Raw genomic sequence first — 16,140 nt, 5'->3', positions numbered from 1 at the left:
GTGACCACTGGCTCAATCACCGCGCTGACGCTGTCCGCCGTCCAATACCAGGCCCTGGATGGTGGCGTTGCCGCCAACGTGCCCGAGCACATCCGGCTGATCGAAGACGCCGAGTCGCACGGAGCCCGGCTTGTCATCTTTCCCGAACTCTCGCTGACGGGATACCGGCTGGACCTGCTGGACGGACCCGGGGAGTGGCTGAGCGCGGCTGACCGGCGGCTGGACGGCATCCGGGAAATCTGCCGGCGCACCGGAATAACCGCCGTGGTCGGTGCCGCGTTCAAAGACGCGGACGGTACGCCGCGGCTGGCCGCCCTCGCGGTCCATCCAACAGGCTCCATCGAGACCAGCTTCAAAACGCACCTGCACGGACCGGAGCAGGATCTCTTCGTGGCCGGCAGGAATCCAGCGGTCCTGGAGATCGACGGCTGGAAGGTCGCCCTGGCGATCTGCTTCGACGCAGCCCGCCGCGGCCATGCGGAATGGGCCGCGGACGCCGGGGCGGACATCTATGCCGTCTCGGCCCTCTACACGGCCGGCGAAGACCACCGGCTGGCACTGCATCTCGGCGCCCGGGCCATGGACAACCGGATGTTCTCCGTCCTGGCGAACCTGGCGGGCGCCACGCCGCTCGGCCCTTCGTGTGGCCTGAGCGGGTTCTGGGGTCCTGACGGGCTCCCGCTCCGGCAGGCGGCCGGCTCCGGCACCGAGGTGCTGACCGCGAGTCTCCAACACAGTGTGCTGGCGCGGTTTCGGCGGCCCTGAGTCCGGCCGGGCCGCCGAAACGTGACGCACGGCCGCCGAGTTTGACGTTCGTCACACCGCCGCCATTGTCCTAACATGCCGCAGACAAGGTAACGTTTTTCATATGGCTGACTCTGATATTCGCTCTTACACGTTCGGGACCCTCGTGACTGCCATGGTCACGCCTTTCACATCGGACGGTGAGGTCGACTACCGGCAGTCGGCGGAACTGGCGAGCAAGCTCGTCGACGACGGCAATGACGCCCTCGTGATCTCCGGCACCACGGGTGAGACCTCCACGCTCGAGGACGACGAAAAAGAGAAGCTCTTCCGCGTCATCGTCGAGGCCGTGGGCGACCGCGCCAAGGTCATCGCCGGAACCGGGACCAACCACACCTCGCACTCGATCGAGATGGCCAAGCGCGCCGCCAAGGCCGGAGCCCACGGCCAGCTGATCGTCACGCCGTATTACAACAAGCCCAGCCAGGCCGGTATCCAGGCGCACGTCGAGGCCGTGGCCGACGCCGCCGACCTCCCCGTCATGGTCTACGACATCCCCGGCCGCGCCGGCGTGCCCATCCTGCCCGAGACCATGATCCGGCTCGCCGACCACCCCAGGATCGTCGCCCTCAAGGATGCCAAGGCCGACTTCAACGCCCTCACGCGCGTCCTGGCGAACACCGATCTTGATGTCTACTCCGGCGACGACGGCCTCACGCTGCCGTGGATGGCCGCCGGTGCCGTCGGGCTGGTCAGCGTCTCCGCGCACGTCGCGACGCGGCAATTCCGTGCGCTGATCGATGCCGCACTTGCAGGCGATTTTGCTACCGCCCGCACCCTACATTTCGAACTGGACCCCGTGGTCCGCGCAGTGATGACCCACATTCAGGGTGCTGTCGCTGCCAAGCAGGTTCTTAAGTGGCAGGGAGTCCTGCCCAACTCGGTTGTCCGTTTGCCCCTCGTGGAGCCGGGCGAGGCCGAGATCGCAACCATCCGCGAGGATTTGGCGGAAGCGGGGATGGTCTTTTCCTGATCGGGAGCCAATCCTGATGGTTAAGAACCAGCCCGGCTTCAGCCTGGAAAGTAGTGCACTATGACCCAAACCGCCCTTCCCGGCCTTGTCACGCCGCCGCGCCTCCCGAAGAACACCCTGCGGATCGTACCGCTCGGCGGAATCGGGGAAATCGGTCGAAACATGACCGTTTTCGAGATCGATGGCAAGCTCCTCATCGTTGACTGCGGCGTCCTCTTCCCCGAGGAGACCCAGCCCGGCGTCGACCTCATCCTGCCGGACTTCTCCTACATCGAGAACCGTCTCCAGGACATCGTCGCGGTAGTCCTGACCCACGGTCACGAAGACCACATCGGCGCCGTCCCCTACCTCCTGCGCCTGCGCGCCGACATCCCCATCGTCGGTTCACAGCTGACACTGGCCCTCATCGAGGCCAAGCTGCAGGAACACCGGATCAAGCCGAACACGAAGATCGTCGTCGAGGGCCAGGTCGAGAAGTACGGGCCCTTCGAATGCGAGTTCATCGCCGTCAACCACTCCATCCCGGACGCCCTGGCCGTGTTCCTCCGCACCTCGGGCGGCACCGTCCTGCACACCGGTGACTTCAAGATGGACCAGCTGCCGCTGGATGGCCGCATCACCGACCTCCGGCACTTCGCCAAGCTGGGCGAAGAAGGCGTGGACCTGTTCATGTCGGATTCGACCAACGCCGACGTCCCGGGGTTCACCACCGCCGAGAAGGAAATCGGACCCACCCTGGACCGGCTGTTCGGGCAGGCCTCCAAGCGCATCATCGTCGCCTCCTTCTCCTCCCACGTGCACCGCGTCCAGCAGGTTCTCGATGCCGCCGCCAACCACAACCGCAAGGTTGCCTTCGTGGGCCGCTCCATGGTCCGGAACATGGCCATCGCCGCGAAACTGGGCTACCTGGAGGTCCCGGCCGGGATCCTGGTCGACATCAAGAACATCGACAACCTGCCGGACAACCGGGTTGTGCTGATGTCCACCGGCTCCCAGGGCGAGCCCATGGCCGCCCTGTCCCGCATGGCCAACGGCGACCACCGCGTCGTCGTCGGCGAGGGCGATACCGTCATCCTTGCGTCCAGCCTGATCCCGGGCAACGAAAACGCCGTCTTCCGCATCATCAACGGACTGCTGAAGCTCGGCGCCGACGTCATCCACAAGGGCAACGCCAAGGTTCACGTCTCCGGCCACGCTGCCGCCGGCGAGCTGCTGTACTGCTACAACATCCTTGAGCCGCTCAACGCCATGCCGGTGCACGGCGAAACCCGCCACCTCATCGCCAACGGCAAGATCGCCCTCGAATCCGGAGTGCCGGAGGAAAGCATCCTGCTCGCGGACAACGGCACAGTGATCGATCTTCGCGACCACCAGGCCGACATCGTGGGCCAGGTCGAGGTTGGCTTCGTCTACGTCGACGGCTCCAGCGTCGGCGAGGTCACCGAAGCAGACCTCAAGGACCGCCAGACCCTCGGCGATGAGGGCTTCATCTCCATCATCACGGTCATCCACCGTGCCACCGGCAAGGTGGTGTCCGGGCCGGAAATCCACGCCCGCGGCGTGGCCGAGGACGATTCCGTCTTCGACGAGATCATCCCCAAGATCAATGAAGCCCTCGAGGAAGCCGTGCTGAACCGCACGGACCACACGACGCACCAGCTGCAGCAGGTCGTCCGCCGGGTCGTCGGCACGTGGGTCAACCGCAAGCTGCGCCGCAAGCCCATGATCATCCCGGTGGTCCTTGAGGCGTAAGCCTCAGGTGGTTCACCGGGCGTAAGCCTCAGGTGGTTCACTGGGCGTAAGCCTCAGGTGGTTCACCGGGCGTAAGCCTCAGTTGGTTCGCCGGGCGTAAGCCTCAGGTGGTTCACCGGGCGTAAGTCCTTCACTCGCACCTGGCGCATGCCTGGTCAACGGCCTTCCCCGCCATCCCGCAGCCTGAGCGCCGCGGGAGGCGGGGGAGGCCGTTCCCGTTGGTGGTGGCGGCAACATGATCCCGGACGCCCGGAAATTCGGGGTTTTCGGCCCGGCATCCGGTACCGTGGCGGGTATGGCGACTCGTACTTCTTCCGCGCCTAGAGGAAACTCAAGCGGCAAATCAGGCAGTTCTCCCGGCCGGGGGTCCCGTCCCGCCGCATCCAAATCCGCCCGGCCGCGGGGAGCCGCAGGTGGCACCGCAGGTGGGACCGCAGGTAGAACCGCAGCCACCGCGCGGACCCGGCAGTCGGCCGTTGTTGAGCCGCACCAGCCCTGGGTGGTGAGGGTGCTGGCCGGTGCCTGGCTGGGCATCGCCCACGTGATCGGCGCCGGCATCCGGCGGGTCGGCCACGACGTCAGCGACCTCGCCCCCGAGGAGCGCCGCGACGGCGCCGCCCTGTTCAACCTGGCCCTGGGAGTCTTCGTTGCCACCTTCGCGTGGTGGGGGTTCCAGGGCTGGCTCCCTGACCTCGTGTTTGCGATCGTCAACGGCACGTTCGGCTGGATGGCCCTGCTGCTGCCGCTCATGCTGTTTGTGTGCGCCTTCCGCCTGTTCCGCCAGCCCGACGACGGCCGCGGCAACAACCGGGTCGGCATCGGTTTCCTCATCATGACGTTCGCCGGTTCCGGGCTGGCCCACATCATTGGCGGCCAGCCGACCGTCGCCGACGGCTTCGACGGCCTGCGCCGGGCCGGCGGCATGCTCGGCTACCTCGCCGCCGCCCCGCTCGCCGCCGTGCACACCGCCGTCCCCGTCGCGGTCTACGGCCTGCTGGCCTTCACCTCGCTGCTGATCGTCACCGCCACGCCCTTCGGCGCGATCCCGGGCCGCCTGCGCGACGCCTACGAGCACCTGATGGGCATCGACCTGCAGGACGACGACGGCGGCGACCGCCACGACCGCAGCTACCTTTACGAGAACGACGCGCCGGCCCCGCCCAGGAAGAAGCGCAAGCGCCTCTTCGGCAAGGACCACGACGACGAGTCCGGTCTGGAAGGCTACGTCGGCGACGAGGCCTTCGAACGCGCCCTCATCGCAGATGATGAAGCAGCGGACGCACCTCCGGCCAAGGGCGCGAGGGGCAAGGGGCGCTCTGGCGTCGCAGCCGACGCCGCGCCCGATGTCGCGCCCGGCGTCCGCCGTCCCACCCAGGCCGAGATCGCCGTCGAAAAGATCAAAGCCGCCCAGGGGCTCGGGACGGCAGGATCAGCCGGCGCTGCGGCGGAGTCCAGCGGCGACGCCACCGAGGCCATCCCGCTGGTCACTCCGGGGATGGTGGCCGCGGGATCGCTCAATGCCGCTGCTGCGGCCGCCAAGGTCCCCTCCAACCCGGTCGCGCCCGCACCGCTGCCCACCCCCATTCCGCAGCGCACCGAGCAGCTTTCCCTGGCCGGCGACGTCACTTACACCCTGCCGGCGTCGGACGTGCTGACACCCGGTTCCATCCCCAAGGAACGCACCGAGGCCAACGACGCGATTGTCGCCTCGCTCACCGAGACCCTCAACCAGTTCAACGTGGAGGCGCAGGTCACCGGCTTCAGCCGCGGCCCCACCGTGACCCGCTACGAAATCGAGCTGTCCCCGGGCACCAAGGTGGAACGGGTCACCGCCTTGTCCAAGAACATCTCCTATGCCGTGGCCAGCTCGGATGTGCGCATCCTGAGCCCCATCCCGGGCAAGTCGGCCATCGGCATCGAAATCCCCAACACGGACCGCGAAACCGTGTCCCTGGGCGACGTGCTCCGCAGCCAGAACGCCCGCCGCACCGACCACCCCATGGTCATGGGGGTCGGCAAGGACGTCGAGGGCGGGTACGTCGTGGCCAACCTGGCCAAGATGCCGCACCTGCTCGTGGCCGGCGCCACCGGTGCCGGTAAGTCCTCGTTCGTGAACTCGATGATCACCTCCATCCTGATGCGGGCCACCCCGGACGAGGTCCGGATGGTCATGGTGGACCCCAAACGCGTGGAACTCACCGCCTACGAGGGGGTCCCGCACCTCATCACCCCGATCATCACCAACCCGAAGAAGGCGGCCGAGGCCCTGCAGTGGGTGGTCCGGGAAATGGATGCCCGCTATGACGACCTCGCCAATTACGGCTTCAAGCACATCGATGACTTCAACAAGGCTGTCCGGGCCGGCAAGGTCCACCCGCCGGTGGATTCCAAGCGCGTCATCAAGCCGTACCCATACCTGCTGGTCATCGTGGACGAACTCGCCGACCTCATGATGGTGGCCCCGCGCGACGTCGAAGACTCGATTGTCCGCATCACGCAGCTGGCCCGTGCGGCCGGCATCCACCTGGTCCTGGCCACCCAGCGCCCGTCGGTCGACGTCGTGACCGGCCTGATCAAGGCGAACGTGCCCTCCCGCATGGCCTTCGCCACCTCCTCTGTCACCGACTCCCGGGTGGTCCTGGACCAGCCGGGCGCCGAGAAACTCATCGGCCAGGGCGATGCCTTGTTCCTGCCGATGGGGGCCTCGAAGGCCATGCGTGTCCAGGGTGCCTGGGTCACCGAGTCCGAGATCCACAAGGTCGTCGAGCACGTCAAGGGCCAGCTCAAGGCCGTCTACCGCGACGACGTCGCGCCCGAGGCGCAGAAGAAGCAGATCGATGACGACATCGGGGACGATCTCGAGGTCCTGCTCCAGGCAACCGAGCTCGTGGTCACCACCCAGTTCGGCTCCACCTCGATGCTCCAGCGCAAGCTCCGCGTCGGCTTCGCGAAGGCCGGCCGTCTCATGGACCTGCTCGAGTCCAGGGGAGTGGTGGGGCCCTCCGAAGGTTCCAAGGCGCGCGACGTGCTGGTCAAGCCCGATGACCTCGCCGCCGTGCTGGCCGCGATGAAGGGACAGGACGGTCCGGTGTCCGCCGACTCGCAGACCGCGGCGCTGAGCGATAACGCCAACGCGAACATCGCCCAGGGCGGTTACGCCGAGGACCTCGTGGCGGCGGACCTGGAGAACCGCACCCAGGCGATCGACTACCACGACGGCGCCGACGGCGGTTCCGGCGACGAGGACGGCTCAGAGGACGCCTGGTCGCTCACCGGCCGGTAGCGCAGACGGTAGCCTAGGAAGGTGAATAGCGCCGAAGCCAACGCCGGATCCGCCTCGCAGATCTGGAACCTGCCGAATGTCCTCACGATGCTGCGGATAGTGCTGGTGCCGTTCTTCGTCTGGTTCCTCCTCCTCGACGCGCCGGGGCTGCAGGCCCAGAACGGCGTCTGGCGCTGGGCGGCCGCCTTCGTTTTCGCGGTGGCCATCTACACGGACAAGCTCGACGGCGACATCGCCCGGTCCCGCGGCCTCGTCACCGACTTTGGCAAGATTGCCGACCCGATCGCCGACAAGCTCCTGATCGGTTCCGCGCTGGTCATGCTCTCCTTGCTCCAGGAACTGCCCTGGTGGGTCACCATCCTGATCCTGGTCCGGGAGTGGGGCATCACCGCCCTGCGCTTCTTCGTCATCCGCTACGGCGTTATCCCGGCCTCGCGCGGCGGCAAGCTCAAGACGGTGGTGCAGACGGCGGCCATCTTCCTCTACGTCCTTCCGTTGGCATCCCTCGCCCCGTGGCTGGGCGTTGTGGCGTTCATCGTGATGATGGCCGCCCTGGCCATCACCCTGTGGACCGGCGGCGAATACGTCATTGAGGCGCTCAAACTGCGGGCCGCCGGCATCAAGGCAGAGAAACAACGTTCAAGGGAGAACAAGCCATGAACCAGCCGGACCCCGTTCCTCACCCGAACCTGCACCCCAATCTGCATCCCAATCTGCACCGCCTGGCGGAGCAGGCCGTCACCGGCGCCCTCGGCCGCGGCCTGACCGCCGCCACCGCCGAATCCCTCACCGCCGGGATGGTCACCGCCGTGCTGGCCGACACGCCCGGCGCCTCCGGGATGCTGCAGGGCGGCGTGGTGTCCTATGCCAACAGGGTCAAGTCCGACGTCCTCGGCGTCCCCGCTGAGCTGCTCGACGCCGTCGGCTCCGTGGACGGCCAGGTAGCCGCAGCCATGGCCGACGGGGCGCGCCGCATCTGCGGCGCCGATATCGGCGTGTCCACTACCGGCGTGGCCGGTCCCGAACCGCACGACGGCAAAGCGGTGGGCACGGTCTTTGTCGGCATCGCCACGGCGGAAGGATCGACGTCGTACCCCTATTCCTTTGACGGCAGCCGCGCCGAGATCCGCGCACTTGCCTGCGGCGCCGCGCTGGAACGTCTGCTGGAGGCCCTATCTTCCGAAGGCTACCGGGCGTAAAGTTGCCGGGAACAAAAGTTGATTCCGAATAGTTGTTACATTGTGTCGCTTCCAAATGAGGGAGGCGCCTAGGATGAAAACATCAGCAGAGTCCGCCCCCACCGGCGGACTCGACAGTACGAGGAGCAAGGCGATACAGATGGTAAAGCAGCCCGTATCCGTAAACGGCGTTGTCCGCTGGAAGGATGTGGGCCTCGCCGATCAGGCCAAGAGCGAACAGAAGGAGCGCAAGATGGTTGTACTACGTCACGAAATCGGTGATGTCCTGCGCGATGTCCGCCAGCGCCAGGGCCGTACGCTCCGCGAAGTCTCGCACAGTGCCCGCGTTTCCCTGGGCTACCTGAGCGAAGTGGAACGCGGCCAGAAGGAAGCCTCCTCGGAGTTGCTCTCCTCGATCTGCTCGGCCCTCGATGTTCCGCTTTCGAGCATGCTCCGCGAAGTCAGCGACCGCGTCGCGGTCGCCGAGGGCGTCGCGGTTCCGGACACCGTTCCCCAGGAGTTCGCGCAGCGCTATGGCCGCGACCTCGACCGGGAACTGAACTCCGATCTCTCCGACGAGCTGGCCAAGGGCCTCCTTTCCGGGGCGCGCTAGCAGCCGGCTCACCTAAGACCTAAGACACAAAAGAGGACCTCCGGCCCAGGCCGGAGGTCCTTTGTCGTGCTTCGGTGACCAGGGTTCCCGGTGGGGGAGTCAGGCGGGCTCGTCCCGGGGGAAACCGTCGCGCTCGTAGGTGGCATTGAGCTTGGCCATGTACATGGCCAAAGCCTGCAGATCCTCGGCCGGCCATTCCGCCAGGCGTTCCCGGAACACCTCCCGCCGTGCGTCCTGGACCTGGTGCATCCTTTCCTCCCCTTCGGACGTCAGCCGGATGGCCTGCGCCCGGCCGTCCAGCGGGTCAGCCTCCTTCGACACCAGCCCGAGGCCCTCGAGGAAGGCGATCTGCCGGCTCACCGATGGCTTGCCGACGCCGATGCAGGAGGCGAGGTCGGTCAGCCGGATGGGGCCCTGCTGGCGGATCACGCTGAGCAGGCCGTAGGCGGCGGGTTCCATGTCCGGGTGGACCTGGCGCGAGAGCTGATGGGAAATCGACCGGCCCCGGCGCCAGAGCAGGCTCAGCTGGTTCTCGACGGCGTCCAGGGCGGCGTCCGCGCCGGCGGTATCGGGAGCGGGATCTCCCGCGGACTCAGTTGGGTTGCTCATGGCAACCATTCTAGAGTCCCCGGCCGTGAGAGACTTTACTCGTGCGAATCAGTGACTTTTGGCGGCTTATGGACGACGAGTTCGGCGCGGGATACTCCCGCGTCCTGAGCAGTTCGCTGGTCCTGGCCGGGGTCGGAGGCCGCACCGCGGACCAGGCGCTCGGCGCCGGCGTTCCGCCGCGCCAGGTGTGGCTTGCCATGTGCGACGTCCAGGACGTTCCGCCGGAACGCCGCCTGGGCCGCGACGTCAAACCCCGTGACACCACCGGGCCCCGCTGACGCCTGCGTCGTCGCGCTGACGCCTGCGTCGTCGCGCTGACGCCTGACACGCCGTCCGCTTGTTCGAATATCTGTTCGGATAGCGATATGCTTTTTTTCAGACCGTTTTCCACATAAGTGGTTCTCCCGACAACTTTGTCGGAGGGTGCCAGTAGCGTCAGTGATGACAGACAAAGGCCTCCACGGCCACTCCACAGCGAGAAAGTATTAGAGGTGTGAATCATGGCCGCAGCCCCGGATCGCCAGAAGGCGCTCGACGCAGCGCTTGCCCAGATTGACAAGCAGTTCGGCAAAGGCTCGGTCATGCGCCTCGGCGATGAAGTCCGTGCGCCCATCGAAGTCATCCCGACCGGGTCCATCGCACTGGACGTCGCCCTGGGAATTGGCGGCCTGCCCCGCGGCCGCGTCGTGGAAATCTACGGTCCGGAATCCTCCGGTAAGACCACGGTCGCGCTGCACGCGGTTGCCAATGCCCAGCGCCAGGGCGGCATTGCCGCCTTCATCGACGCCGAGCACGCCCTCGATCCGGAATACGCCGCCAAGCTGGGCGTCGACACCGACGCGCTCCTGGTCTCCCAGCCGGACACCGGCGAGCAGGCGCTGGAAATCATGGACATGCTTATCGGATCCGGCTCCCTTGACGTCATAGTCATCGACTCCGTGGCCGCCCTCGTTCCCCGCGCGGAAATCGAAGGCGACATGGGCGACAGCCACGTGGGCCTGCAGGCCCGCCTGATGAGCCAGGCCCTGCGTAAGATCACCGGCCGCCTGAGCCAGACGAAGACCACGGCCATCTTCATCAACCAGCTGCGTGAAAAGATCGGTGTCTTCTTCGGCTCCCCGGAAACCACCACCGGTGGTAAGGCGCTGAAGTTCTATGCCTCCATCCGCATCGACGTCCGCCGCATCCAGACCCTGAAAGAGGGCGCCGATTCCGTCGGCAACCGCACCAAGGCCAAAATCGTCAAGAACAAGATGGCCCCGCCCTTCAAGATCGCCGAGTTCGACATCATCTACGGCCAGGGCATTTCCCGTGAGGGCGGCATCATCGACATGGGTGTCGAGCACGGCCTGATCAAGAAGTCGGGCTCCTGGTTCACCTACGATGGCGACCAGCTGGGCCAGGGCATGGAGAACTCCCGCCGCTTCCTGCGCGACAACCCGGAGCTGGCGGCCGAACTCGAGCGCCTGATCAAGGAAAAGCTCGGCGTTGGCGTCAAGGCCCCGGCTGAGACCGAAGAATCTCCGAAGCTGAAGGCCGTTGACGGCTTCTAACAGCCGGCGGCGCAAAGGGGCAGGATTTCCATCACGGAATCCTGCCCCCGGCTTTGCCGGCCCGGATCAGCCGGCGGACCGCACCGATGGCGCGGATTCGCCGGCCGGGCAGGACCGGGACGCGGACCCCGCGGCGGTGGCGCGTGCCATCGTGCTGCGGCAGCTGACGAATTCGCCCAAGAGCCGGCTGCAGCTCTCGCGCAAGCTGGCCGAGCGCAACGTCCCTGAGGACGTCGCGGAGGCCGTGCTGGACCGCTTCGAGGAAGTGCGGCTGGTTGACGACGCCGAGTTCGCCGACATGTGGGTCCGCAGCAGGTCCCAGACGCGCAAGCTCGCCAAAGGGGCCTTGCGGCGCGAACTTGCGGACAAGGGCATCGACCCAGAGATCGCTGCCGGTGCACTGGACCAGCTCAGCGACGCCGACGAGGAAACGGCCGCCCGGGAGCTCGTGGAGCGCAAGCTGCGGGGATTCACCGGCGGCGAAGACCGGGCCGAACGCGACAAAGTTACGCGCCGCCTCGCGTCAATGCTGGCCCGCAAGGGATACCAGCCGTCGCTCGCCTTCCGGGTGGTGGGTGAGGTGCTCGATGCCGCCGCCGGCCAAGCGGGGGACGGGGATTAGGACCGCCGGGCCGGGGTCTGCGCTGGCCCAGCCGCTGCCCACTACCCTTACCCGTTACCCTTAACAGGTGAGTTTTACCATTCCCTCCCCAACGGCCGGCACGACTTCTCCGACAGCGCCACCGGCGGTGCAGCCGGCAGGGCCCCAGACATTCGGTGCGGACCCCGTTTCCGCACCGGAAAGTCCCGCCCCGGCCCAGCCCCGCACCTACCAGGTGCGCACTTTCGGCTGCCAGATGAACGTGCACGATTCCGAGCGGATGGCCGGCATGCTGGAAGCCGCAGGCTACGTCCCCTCCTCCGGCGAGCTGGCCGACGTCGTGGTCTTCAACACCTGCGCGGTCCGGGAAAACGCCGACAACAAGCTGTACGGCAACCTCGGCATCCTCGCCCCGGTCAAGGCAGCCAACCCGGGCATGCAGATCGCCGTCGGCGGCTGTCTCGCGCAAAAAGACCGCGAGACCATCCTCAAGAAGGCCCCGTGGGTGGATGCCGTGTTCGGCACCCACAATGTCGGTGCCCTGCCGGCGCTGCTGGACCGGGCCCGCCACAACAATGAGGCCCAGCTGGAGATCCTCGAATCGCTGGACGTCTTTCCGTCCACCCTCCCCACCAAGCGGGACTCCGTCTACTCGGGCTGGGTATCGATCTCGGTGGGCTGCAACAACACCTGCACCTTCTGCATCGTCCCGGCCCTGCGGGGCAAGGAAAAGGACCGCCGCCCCGGCGAGATCCTGGCCGAAATCCAGGCGCTCGTGGACGACGGTGCCATCGAGGTAACCCTGCTGGGCCAGAACGTGAACTCCTACGGCGTCGAATTCGGCGACCGGCAGGCCTTCTCCAAGCTCCTGCGCGCGTGCGGCGACATCCCGGGCCTGGAGCGGGTCCGGTTCACCAGCCCGCACCCGGCCGCCTTTACCGACGACGTCATCGACGCCATGGCCGAGACGCCCAACGTCATGCCGCAGCTGCACATGCCCCTGCAGTCCGGCTCGGACAAGGTCCTCAAGGACATGAAGCGGTCCTACCGCTCGACCAAGTTCCTCGGCATCCTGGACAAGGTCCGCGAGAAGATCCCGCACGCCGCCATCTCCACCGACATCATCGTCGGGTTCCCCGGCGAGACCGAGGAGGACTTCCAGGCCACGCTCGACGTCGTGGCGAAGTCCCGGTTCGCCACCGCCTTCACCTTCCAGTACTCCAAGCGGCCGGGCACGCCCGCCGCGGACCTGCCGGACCAGCTGCCCAAGGCCGTGGTCCAGGAACGCTTCGAACGCCTCACGGCCCTGCAGGACCGGATTGCCGCCGAGGAAAACGCCCGGCAGCTTGGCCGCCGCGTCGAGGTCATGGTGACGGCCCAGTCGGGCCGTAAGGCTGGGGAAACCCACCGCCTCTCCGGCCGGTCCCAGGACCAGCGGCTGGTGCACTTCTCCGTGCCCGCCGGAGCCGAAGTGCCCCGGCCCGGCGATCTGGTGACTGTCACCATCACAGAGGCGGCGGCGTTCCACCTCGTCTCCGACCCCGCCTCGGCCGAGGACTACAGCCTGCGCCGGTCCCGTGCCGGCGATGCCTGGGACCGGTCGCAGGCAGATTCCTGCGGCGCAGGCCCAGCAGGCAAAACCGGCCCGGCGGGCAAGACCAGCGCGTCGGGCACCTCCGGCGTGTCGCTGGGCATGCCCAGCCTCCCGGTCCGCGGCCGTTAGCGCCGTGCCCGGCCCGCAGGGCGCTCCCCGGAACGAAGCAGTCCAGAACCCAGCAGCCCGCGCCACGGCGGTCGAGGACACAGCCCAGGCCTTGGCGGTCGAGGGCACTGCCCAGAAGGACGCTGCCCAAAATGCGGCGGCGCAGGGGGCACGGCCGGCCGCGCCGCCGGTGATCGCCGTCGTCGGGCCGACGGGATCCGGCAAATCAGACCTGGCCGTTTCCCTCGCCCTTGAGCTCGACGGTGAAGTCATCAACGCCGACTCGATGCAGTTCTACCGCGGCATGGATATCGGCACCGCCAAGATCACCGAGGCGGAGCGCCGCGGTGTGCCGCATCACCTGCTGGACATTCTGGACGTGACCGAGGAAGCGAGCGTCTCGGACTTCCAGCAGCAGGCCCGGGCGTTGATCGCCGACATCCACGGCCGGGGTAAGCGCGCCATCCTGGCCGGCGGCTCCGGACTCTACGTCCGCGGCGCCCTCGACGTCCTGGAATTCCCCGGCACGGATCCGGAGATCCGCGGCCGGCTCGAGGCGGAACTGGCTACCGCGGGCCCCGCGCCCCTGCGGCAACGGCTCGAGGCAGTGGACCCCGTCTCCGCGGGCAGGCTCGGCGATGAGCGCAGGATCATCCGCGCCCTGGAAGTCTTCGAGCTCACCGGGCGGCCATTCAGCTCCTTCATGCCGGCCCGCCAATACTTCCAGCCTGCCATCCAGATCGGACTCGAGGTGGACCGGGAACTGCTCCGGCAGCGCCTGGCCGACCGGGTCCACGCGATGGTGGACCGGGGGCTCCTGGACGAAGTCCGCCGGCTGGACGCAGCAGGGCTCCGCAGCGGCCGGACCGCGCCGCGGGCCCTCGGCTACGCCCAGTTCCTCCGGGTGCTCGACGGTGCCTCCAGCGTGGAGCAGGCCGCGGACGAAACCATCATCGCCACCCGGCAGTTCGCGCGCCGCCAGCTGACCTGGTTCCGTGCGGATCCCCGGGTCACCTGGCTGGGCTGGCACGATCCTGACCTCGTGGCCGAGGCCGCCGGCCTCTGCCGGGCGACGCCGGTTCTGCCTCCGGCGTAGCGCTTGGGTCACGGTGGCGGAGCGGTCGGGGCGGAACGGTAACCTTGGAGCATGGACGAATCCCAAGCCGTAGCCGCTGACCGTACTGCCGGCGATACCGCCCCGCTGAGCGGCCTGAAGTTTTCCAAAGGCCACGGAACGGGCAACGACTTTGTCCTGATCGCAGACCCCAACGGCGCGCTCGAGTTGAGCCCGGAGCACGTCGCGGCGCTCTGTGACCGGCACCGTGGCATCGGCGGCGACGGCCTGATCCGGGCCGTGCCTTCCCGGCTCCTGCCCGAGGGGCAGCAATTGCTGACCGCGCACCCCGATGCCGAGTGGTTCATGGACTACCGCAACGGCGACGGCTCGCTCTCTGAGATGTGCGGAAACGGAGTCCGCGTCTTTGTGCACTTCCTCATCGCCGAAGGCCTCGTGGTCCTGCCGGCCGGCGAATCGCTCGTCATTGGAACCCGGGGCGGTGCCAAGACGATCGTCCGGACGGCTGCGGGCTACGCCGTGGACATGGGCCCCTGGGAGTTCATTTTCCCGGGCGAGGCGACCGCGCGGGCCATGGACTCGCTGGTCAGCGCCGACGGGCTCGAAGTCGCACGGCCCGCCCTCTCCGTCAGCATGGGCAACCCGCACACTGTCGTGGCCCTGGCCGAAACAGCCGAACTGGAGGCCACGCAGCTGTTCACGGCCCCCCGGGTGGACCCGACGCCGCCGCACGGCACCAACGTCGAATTCGTTGTGCCCTCCGAACCACTGGTCCACGACGGCACCGGCACCATCACCATGCGGGTCCACGAGCGCGGAGTGGGGGAGACCCAGTCATGCGGCACGGGCGCCTGCGCCGCCGCCGTCGCGATTCGCCACTGGGCCGGACAGGGCGCACCGGACGCGTGGAACGTCCACGTCCCCGGCGGCGTCGTCGGCGTGAAATTCTTCCTGGGCCCGGAGGGGCACGAACACGTCGAACTCAGCGGCCCGGCCGTGATCGTCGCTAGCGGGACGCTTTCCTGATTCGAAGGATCCGGAACGACTTCGACGTGCTCTCCCGGGTCACGCTGAAGCTGGCGTCGAGCTCCGCCGAGAGCCAGCGCTGCAGCGAGTCCGAGCCGAGGTTCTTCTGGACCACGAGCCAGGCCGATCCGCCCGGCGCCAGCCTGGGAATCCACAGGCGCAGGAGGGCATGAAGCTCATCCTTGCCGATCCTGATCGGCGGGTTGGACCAGATGGTGTCAAAGCGCAGGTCGGGGTCCACGGCGTCCGGCGTGCTGGCGGATACGTTGTGCAGCCCCAACAGCCCGGCGTTTTCATTGGTCAGGGTCACGCAGCGTTCGTTCACGTCCACCGCGTAGACCTGGGCGTGCGGTGCCCGCAGGGCCATGGTCAGGGCGATCGGTCCCCAGCCGCAGCCGATATCCAGCAGGTTGCCCTGCGGCGACGGCGCCGGGACGTCGGCCAGGAGCACGGCCGTCCCCTTGTCGATCCCGTCCGGGCTGAAGATCCCCGAGGACGTCTGCAGCCGGCGCGTCTCACCGGCAAGATCCACAGTGAGCGGCTTACGGGTAAAGGGCCCGGCCGGCTGGGCGCTGAAATAGTGTGCAGACTCCATAATGGGCCAGATTAGTTCGCGGCCAGCCCGTATGGGAAACCGGGTGGGAGCGCCGGCGTCTGCTACGCTACAAAACATGATCTTGATCTCCAAGTAGCCGGCACGGGTCCCGTCCCGTCCTTGTCAGGGACGCCGAGGGGCTCCGTAGCGACGCAGGTAAACGCCTTCCGCTGAGTGCGCCATTGCACGGGTGAGTTTTCTCACCCGCGGGCGCCCGCACCACTTGGAATCCAGCCATCTTCCCAGGCACCGTGTCTTGCTGGCACCGTTTTTCGGGCACCGTGCTCCCGGTCCCGCTCCCGGGCCCGGCGTGGCGGAGGCACCTACCTCAACGTGTTTGCACCGGCACCGCCCACACAGCCAGTGTCCCCGCAGC

The 16,140-nt window shown here is 67.5% G+C and carries 15 protein-coding genes; 13 read left to right on the top strand and 2 right to left on the bottom strand.

Annotated features, from left to right (window positions below):
- From AC1DGD_RS07755 to AC1DGD_RS07725, 7 genes are all read left to right on the top strand, one after another.
- The gene (locus AC1DGD_RS07755; RefSeq protein WP_476856429.1) at positions 1-765 is read left to right on the top strand and encodes a carbon-nitrogen hydrolase family protein; all 765 of its coding nucleotides are present in this window, start codon (positions 1-3) and stop codon (positions 763-765) included.
- 103 nt (positions 766-868) lie between these two features.
- Complete coding sequence (gene dapA / locus AC1DGD_RS07750; protein WP_223913994.1) at positions 869-1,777, top strand: 4-hydroxy-tetrahydrodipicolinate synthase; 909 nt, start codon at positions 869-871, stop codon at positions 1,775-1,777.
- A gap of 60 nt (positions 1,778-1,837) precedes the next feature.
- A complete protein-coding gene (locus AC1DGD_RS07745; RefSeq protein ID WP_476849451.1) occupies positions 1,838-3,529 on the top strand; it encodes a ribonuclease J in 1,692 nt (563 codons plus the stop codon).
- Positions 3,530-3,824: 295 nt separating this feature from the next.
- Positions 3,825-6,812, top strand: coding sequence for an FtsK/SpoIIIE family DNA translocase (locus tag AC1DGD_RS07740; protein ID WP_476856428.1), 2,988 nt, complete (start codon positions 3,825-3,827; stop codon positions 6,810-6,812).
- 21 nt (positions 6,813-6,833) lie between these two features.
- Positions 6,834-7,472 (top strand): CDP-diacylglycerol--glycerol-3-phosphate 3-phosphatidyltransferase, encoded by a 639-nt coding sequence (gene pgsA / locus AC1DGD_RS07735; protein ID WP_476849453.1) that lies wholly within the window; start codon positions 6,834-6,836, stop codon positions 7,470-7,472.
- On the top strand, positions 7,469-8,011 hold the full coding sequence (locus AC1DGD_RS07730; RefSeq protein ID WP_476856427.1) for a CinA family protein: 543 nt from the start codon (positions 7,469-7,471) through the stop codon (positions 8,009-8,011). Before pgsA ends, AC1DGD_RS07730 begins: the two co-directional genes overlap by 4 nt.
- Before the next feature lie 139 nt (positions 8,012-8,150).
- Complete coding sequence (locus AC1DGD_RS07725) at positions 8,151-8,603, top strand: helix-turn-helix domain-containing protein (protein ID WP_018774460.1); 453 nt, start codon at positions 8,151-8,153, stop codon at positions 8,601-8,603.
- 99 nt (positions 8,604-8,702) lie between these two features.
- Here the strand turns inward: AC1DGD_RS07725 and AC1DGD_RS07720 are convergent, their stop codons facing one another.
- The gene (locus AC1DGD_RS07720; protein WP_223913991.1) at positions 8,703-9,212 is read right to left on the bottom strand and encodes a MarR family winged helix-turn-helix transcriptional regulator; all 510 of its coding nucleotides are present in this window, start codon (positions 9,210-9,212) and stop codon (positions 8,703-8,705) included.
- A gap of 41 nt (positions 9,213-9,253) precedes the next feature.
- Between AC1DGD_RS07720 and AC1DGD_RS07715 the strand changes: the two genes are divergently transcribed.
- The 6 genes from AC1DGD_RS07715 (at position 9,254) to dapF (ending at position 15,169) form a co-directional block, all read left to right on the top strand.
- Positions 9,254-9,490 carry a DUF3046 domain-containing protein gene (locus tag AC1DGD_RS07715; protein ID WP_476856426.1) on the top strand — a complete coding sequence of 79 codons (237 nt, stop codon included), beginning with the start codon at positions 9,254-9,256 and terminating at the stop codon, positions 9,488-9,490.
- A 222-nt stretch (positions 9,491-9,712) separates the two neighbouring features.
- The gene (recA, locus tag AC1DGD_RS07710; protein ID WP_018774457.1) at positions 9,713-10,765 is read left to right on the top strand and encodes a recombinase RecA; all 1,053 of its coding nucleotides are present in this window, start codon (positions 9,713-9,715) and stop codon (positions 10,763-10,765) included.
- Entirely contained in the window at positions 10,752-11,387 is a 636-nt protein-coding gene (locus tag AC1DGD_RS07705; RefSeq protein WP_476856425.1) for a regulatory protein RecX, read from the top strand. Before recA ends, AC1DGD_RS07705 begins: the two co-directional genes overlap by 14 nt.
- Positions 11,388-11,601: 214 nt before the next feature.
- On the top strand, positions 11,602-13,089 hold the full coding sequence (gene miaB, locus AC1DGD_RS07700) for a tRNA (N6-isopentenyl adenosine(37)-C2)-methylthiotransferase MiaB (RefSeq protein WP_476856518.1): 1,488 nt from the start codon (positions 11,602-11,604) through the stop codon (positions 13,087-13,089).
- 169 nt (positions 13,090-13,258) lie between these two features.
- The gene (miaA, locus tag AC1DGD_RS07695; RefSeq protein ID WP_476856517.1) at positions 13,259-14,164 is read left to right on the top strand and encodes a tRNA (adenosine(37)-N6)-dimethylallyltransferase MiaA; all 906 of its coding nucleotides are present in this window, start codon (positions 13,259-13,261) and stop codon (positions 14,162-14,164) included.
- Positions 14,165-14,215: 51 nt separating this feature from the next.
- Positions 14,216-15,169 (top strand): diaminopimelate epimerase, encoded by a 954-nt coding sequence (gene dapF, locus AC1DGD_RS07690; protein ID WP_476856424.1) that lies wholly within the window; start codon positions 14,216-14,218, stop codon positions 15,167-15,169.
- Here the strand turns inward: dapF and AC1DGD_RS07685 are convergent.
- The gene (locus AC1DGD_RS07685; protein ID WP_230008613.1) at positions 15,150-15,764 is read right to left on the bottom strand and encodes a class I SAM-dependent methyltransferase; all 615 of its coding nucleotides are present in this window, start codon (positions 15,762-15,764) and stop codon (positions 15,150-15,152) included. The genes dapF and AC1DGD_RS07685 overlap by 20 nt on opposite strands.
- Between the last annotated feature and the right edge of the window lie 376 nt (positions 15,765-16,140).

This window comes from Arthrobacter sp. 05T45 (genome assembly GCF_056395875.1).
Note: the sequence above shows the minus strand (reverse complement) of the source record. Positions and strands in the feature narration are given on the sequence as shown.

What these genes read in the sequence shown, in the direction of transcription:
- AC1DGD_RS07725 (WP_018774460.1), top strand. Translation starts at nt 8,151, where the DNA reads ATGGTAAAGCAGCCCGTATCCGTAAACGGCGTTGTCCGCTGGAAGGAT.
- AC1DGD_RS07730 (WP_476856427.1), top strand. Translation starts at nt 7,469, where the DNA reads ATGAACCAGCCGGACCCCGTTCCTCACCCGAACCTGCACCCCAATCTG.
- AC1DGD_RS07685 (WP_230008613.1), bottom strand. Translation starts at nt 15,764, where the DNA reads ATGGAGTCTGCACACTATTTCAGCGCCCAGCCGGCCGGGCCCTTTACC.
- AC1DGD_RS07720 (WP_223913991.1), bottom strand. Translation starts at nt 9,212, where the DNA reads ATGAGCAACCCAACTGAGTCCGCGGGAGATCCCGCTCCCGATACCGCC.
- AC1DGD_RS07740 (WP_476856428.1), top strand. Translation starts at nt 3,825, where the DNA reads ATGGCGACTCGTACTTCTTCCGCGCCTAGAGGAAACTCAAGCGGCAAA.
- recA (WP_018774457.1), top strand. Translation starts at nt 9,713, where the DNA reads ATGGCCGCAGCCCCGGATCGCCAGAAGGCGCTCGACGCAGCGCTTGCC.
- AC1DGD_RS07745 (WP_476849451.1), top strand. Translation starts at nt 1,838, where the DNA reads ATGACCCAAACCGCCCTTCCCGGCCTTGTCACGCCGCCGCGCCTCCCG.
- dapF (WP_476856424.1), top strand. Translation starts at nt 14,216, where the DNA reads ATGGACGAATCCCAAGCCGTAGCCGCTGACCGTACTGCCGGCGATACC.
- dapA (WP_223913994.1), top strand. Translation starts at nt 869, where the DNA reads ATGGCTGACTCTGATATTCGCTCTTACACGTTCGGGACCCTCGTGACT.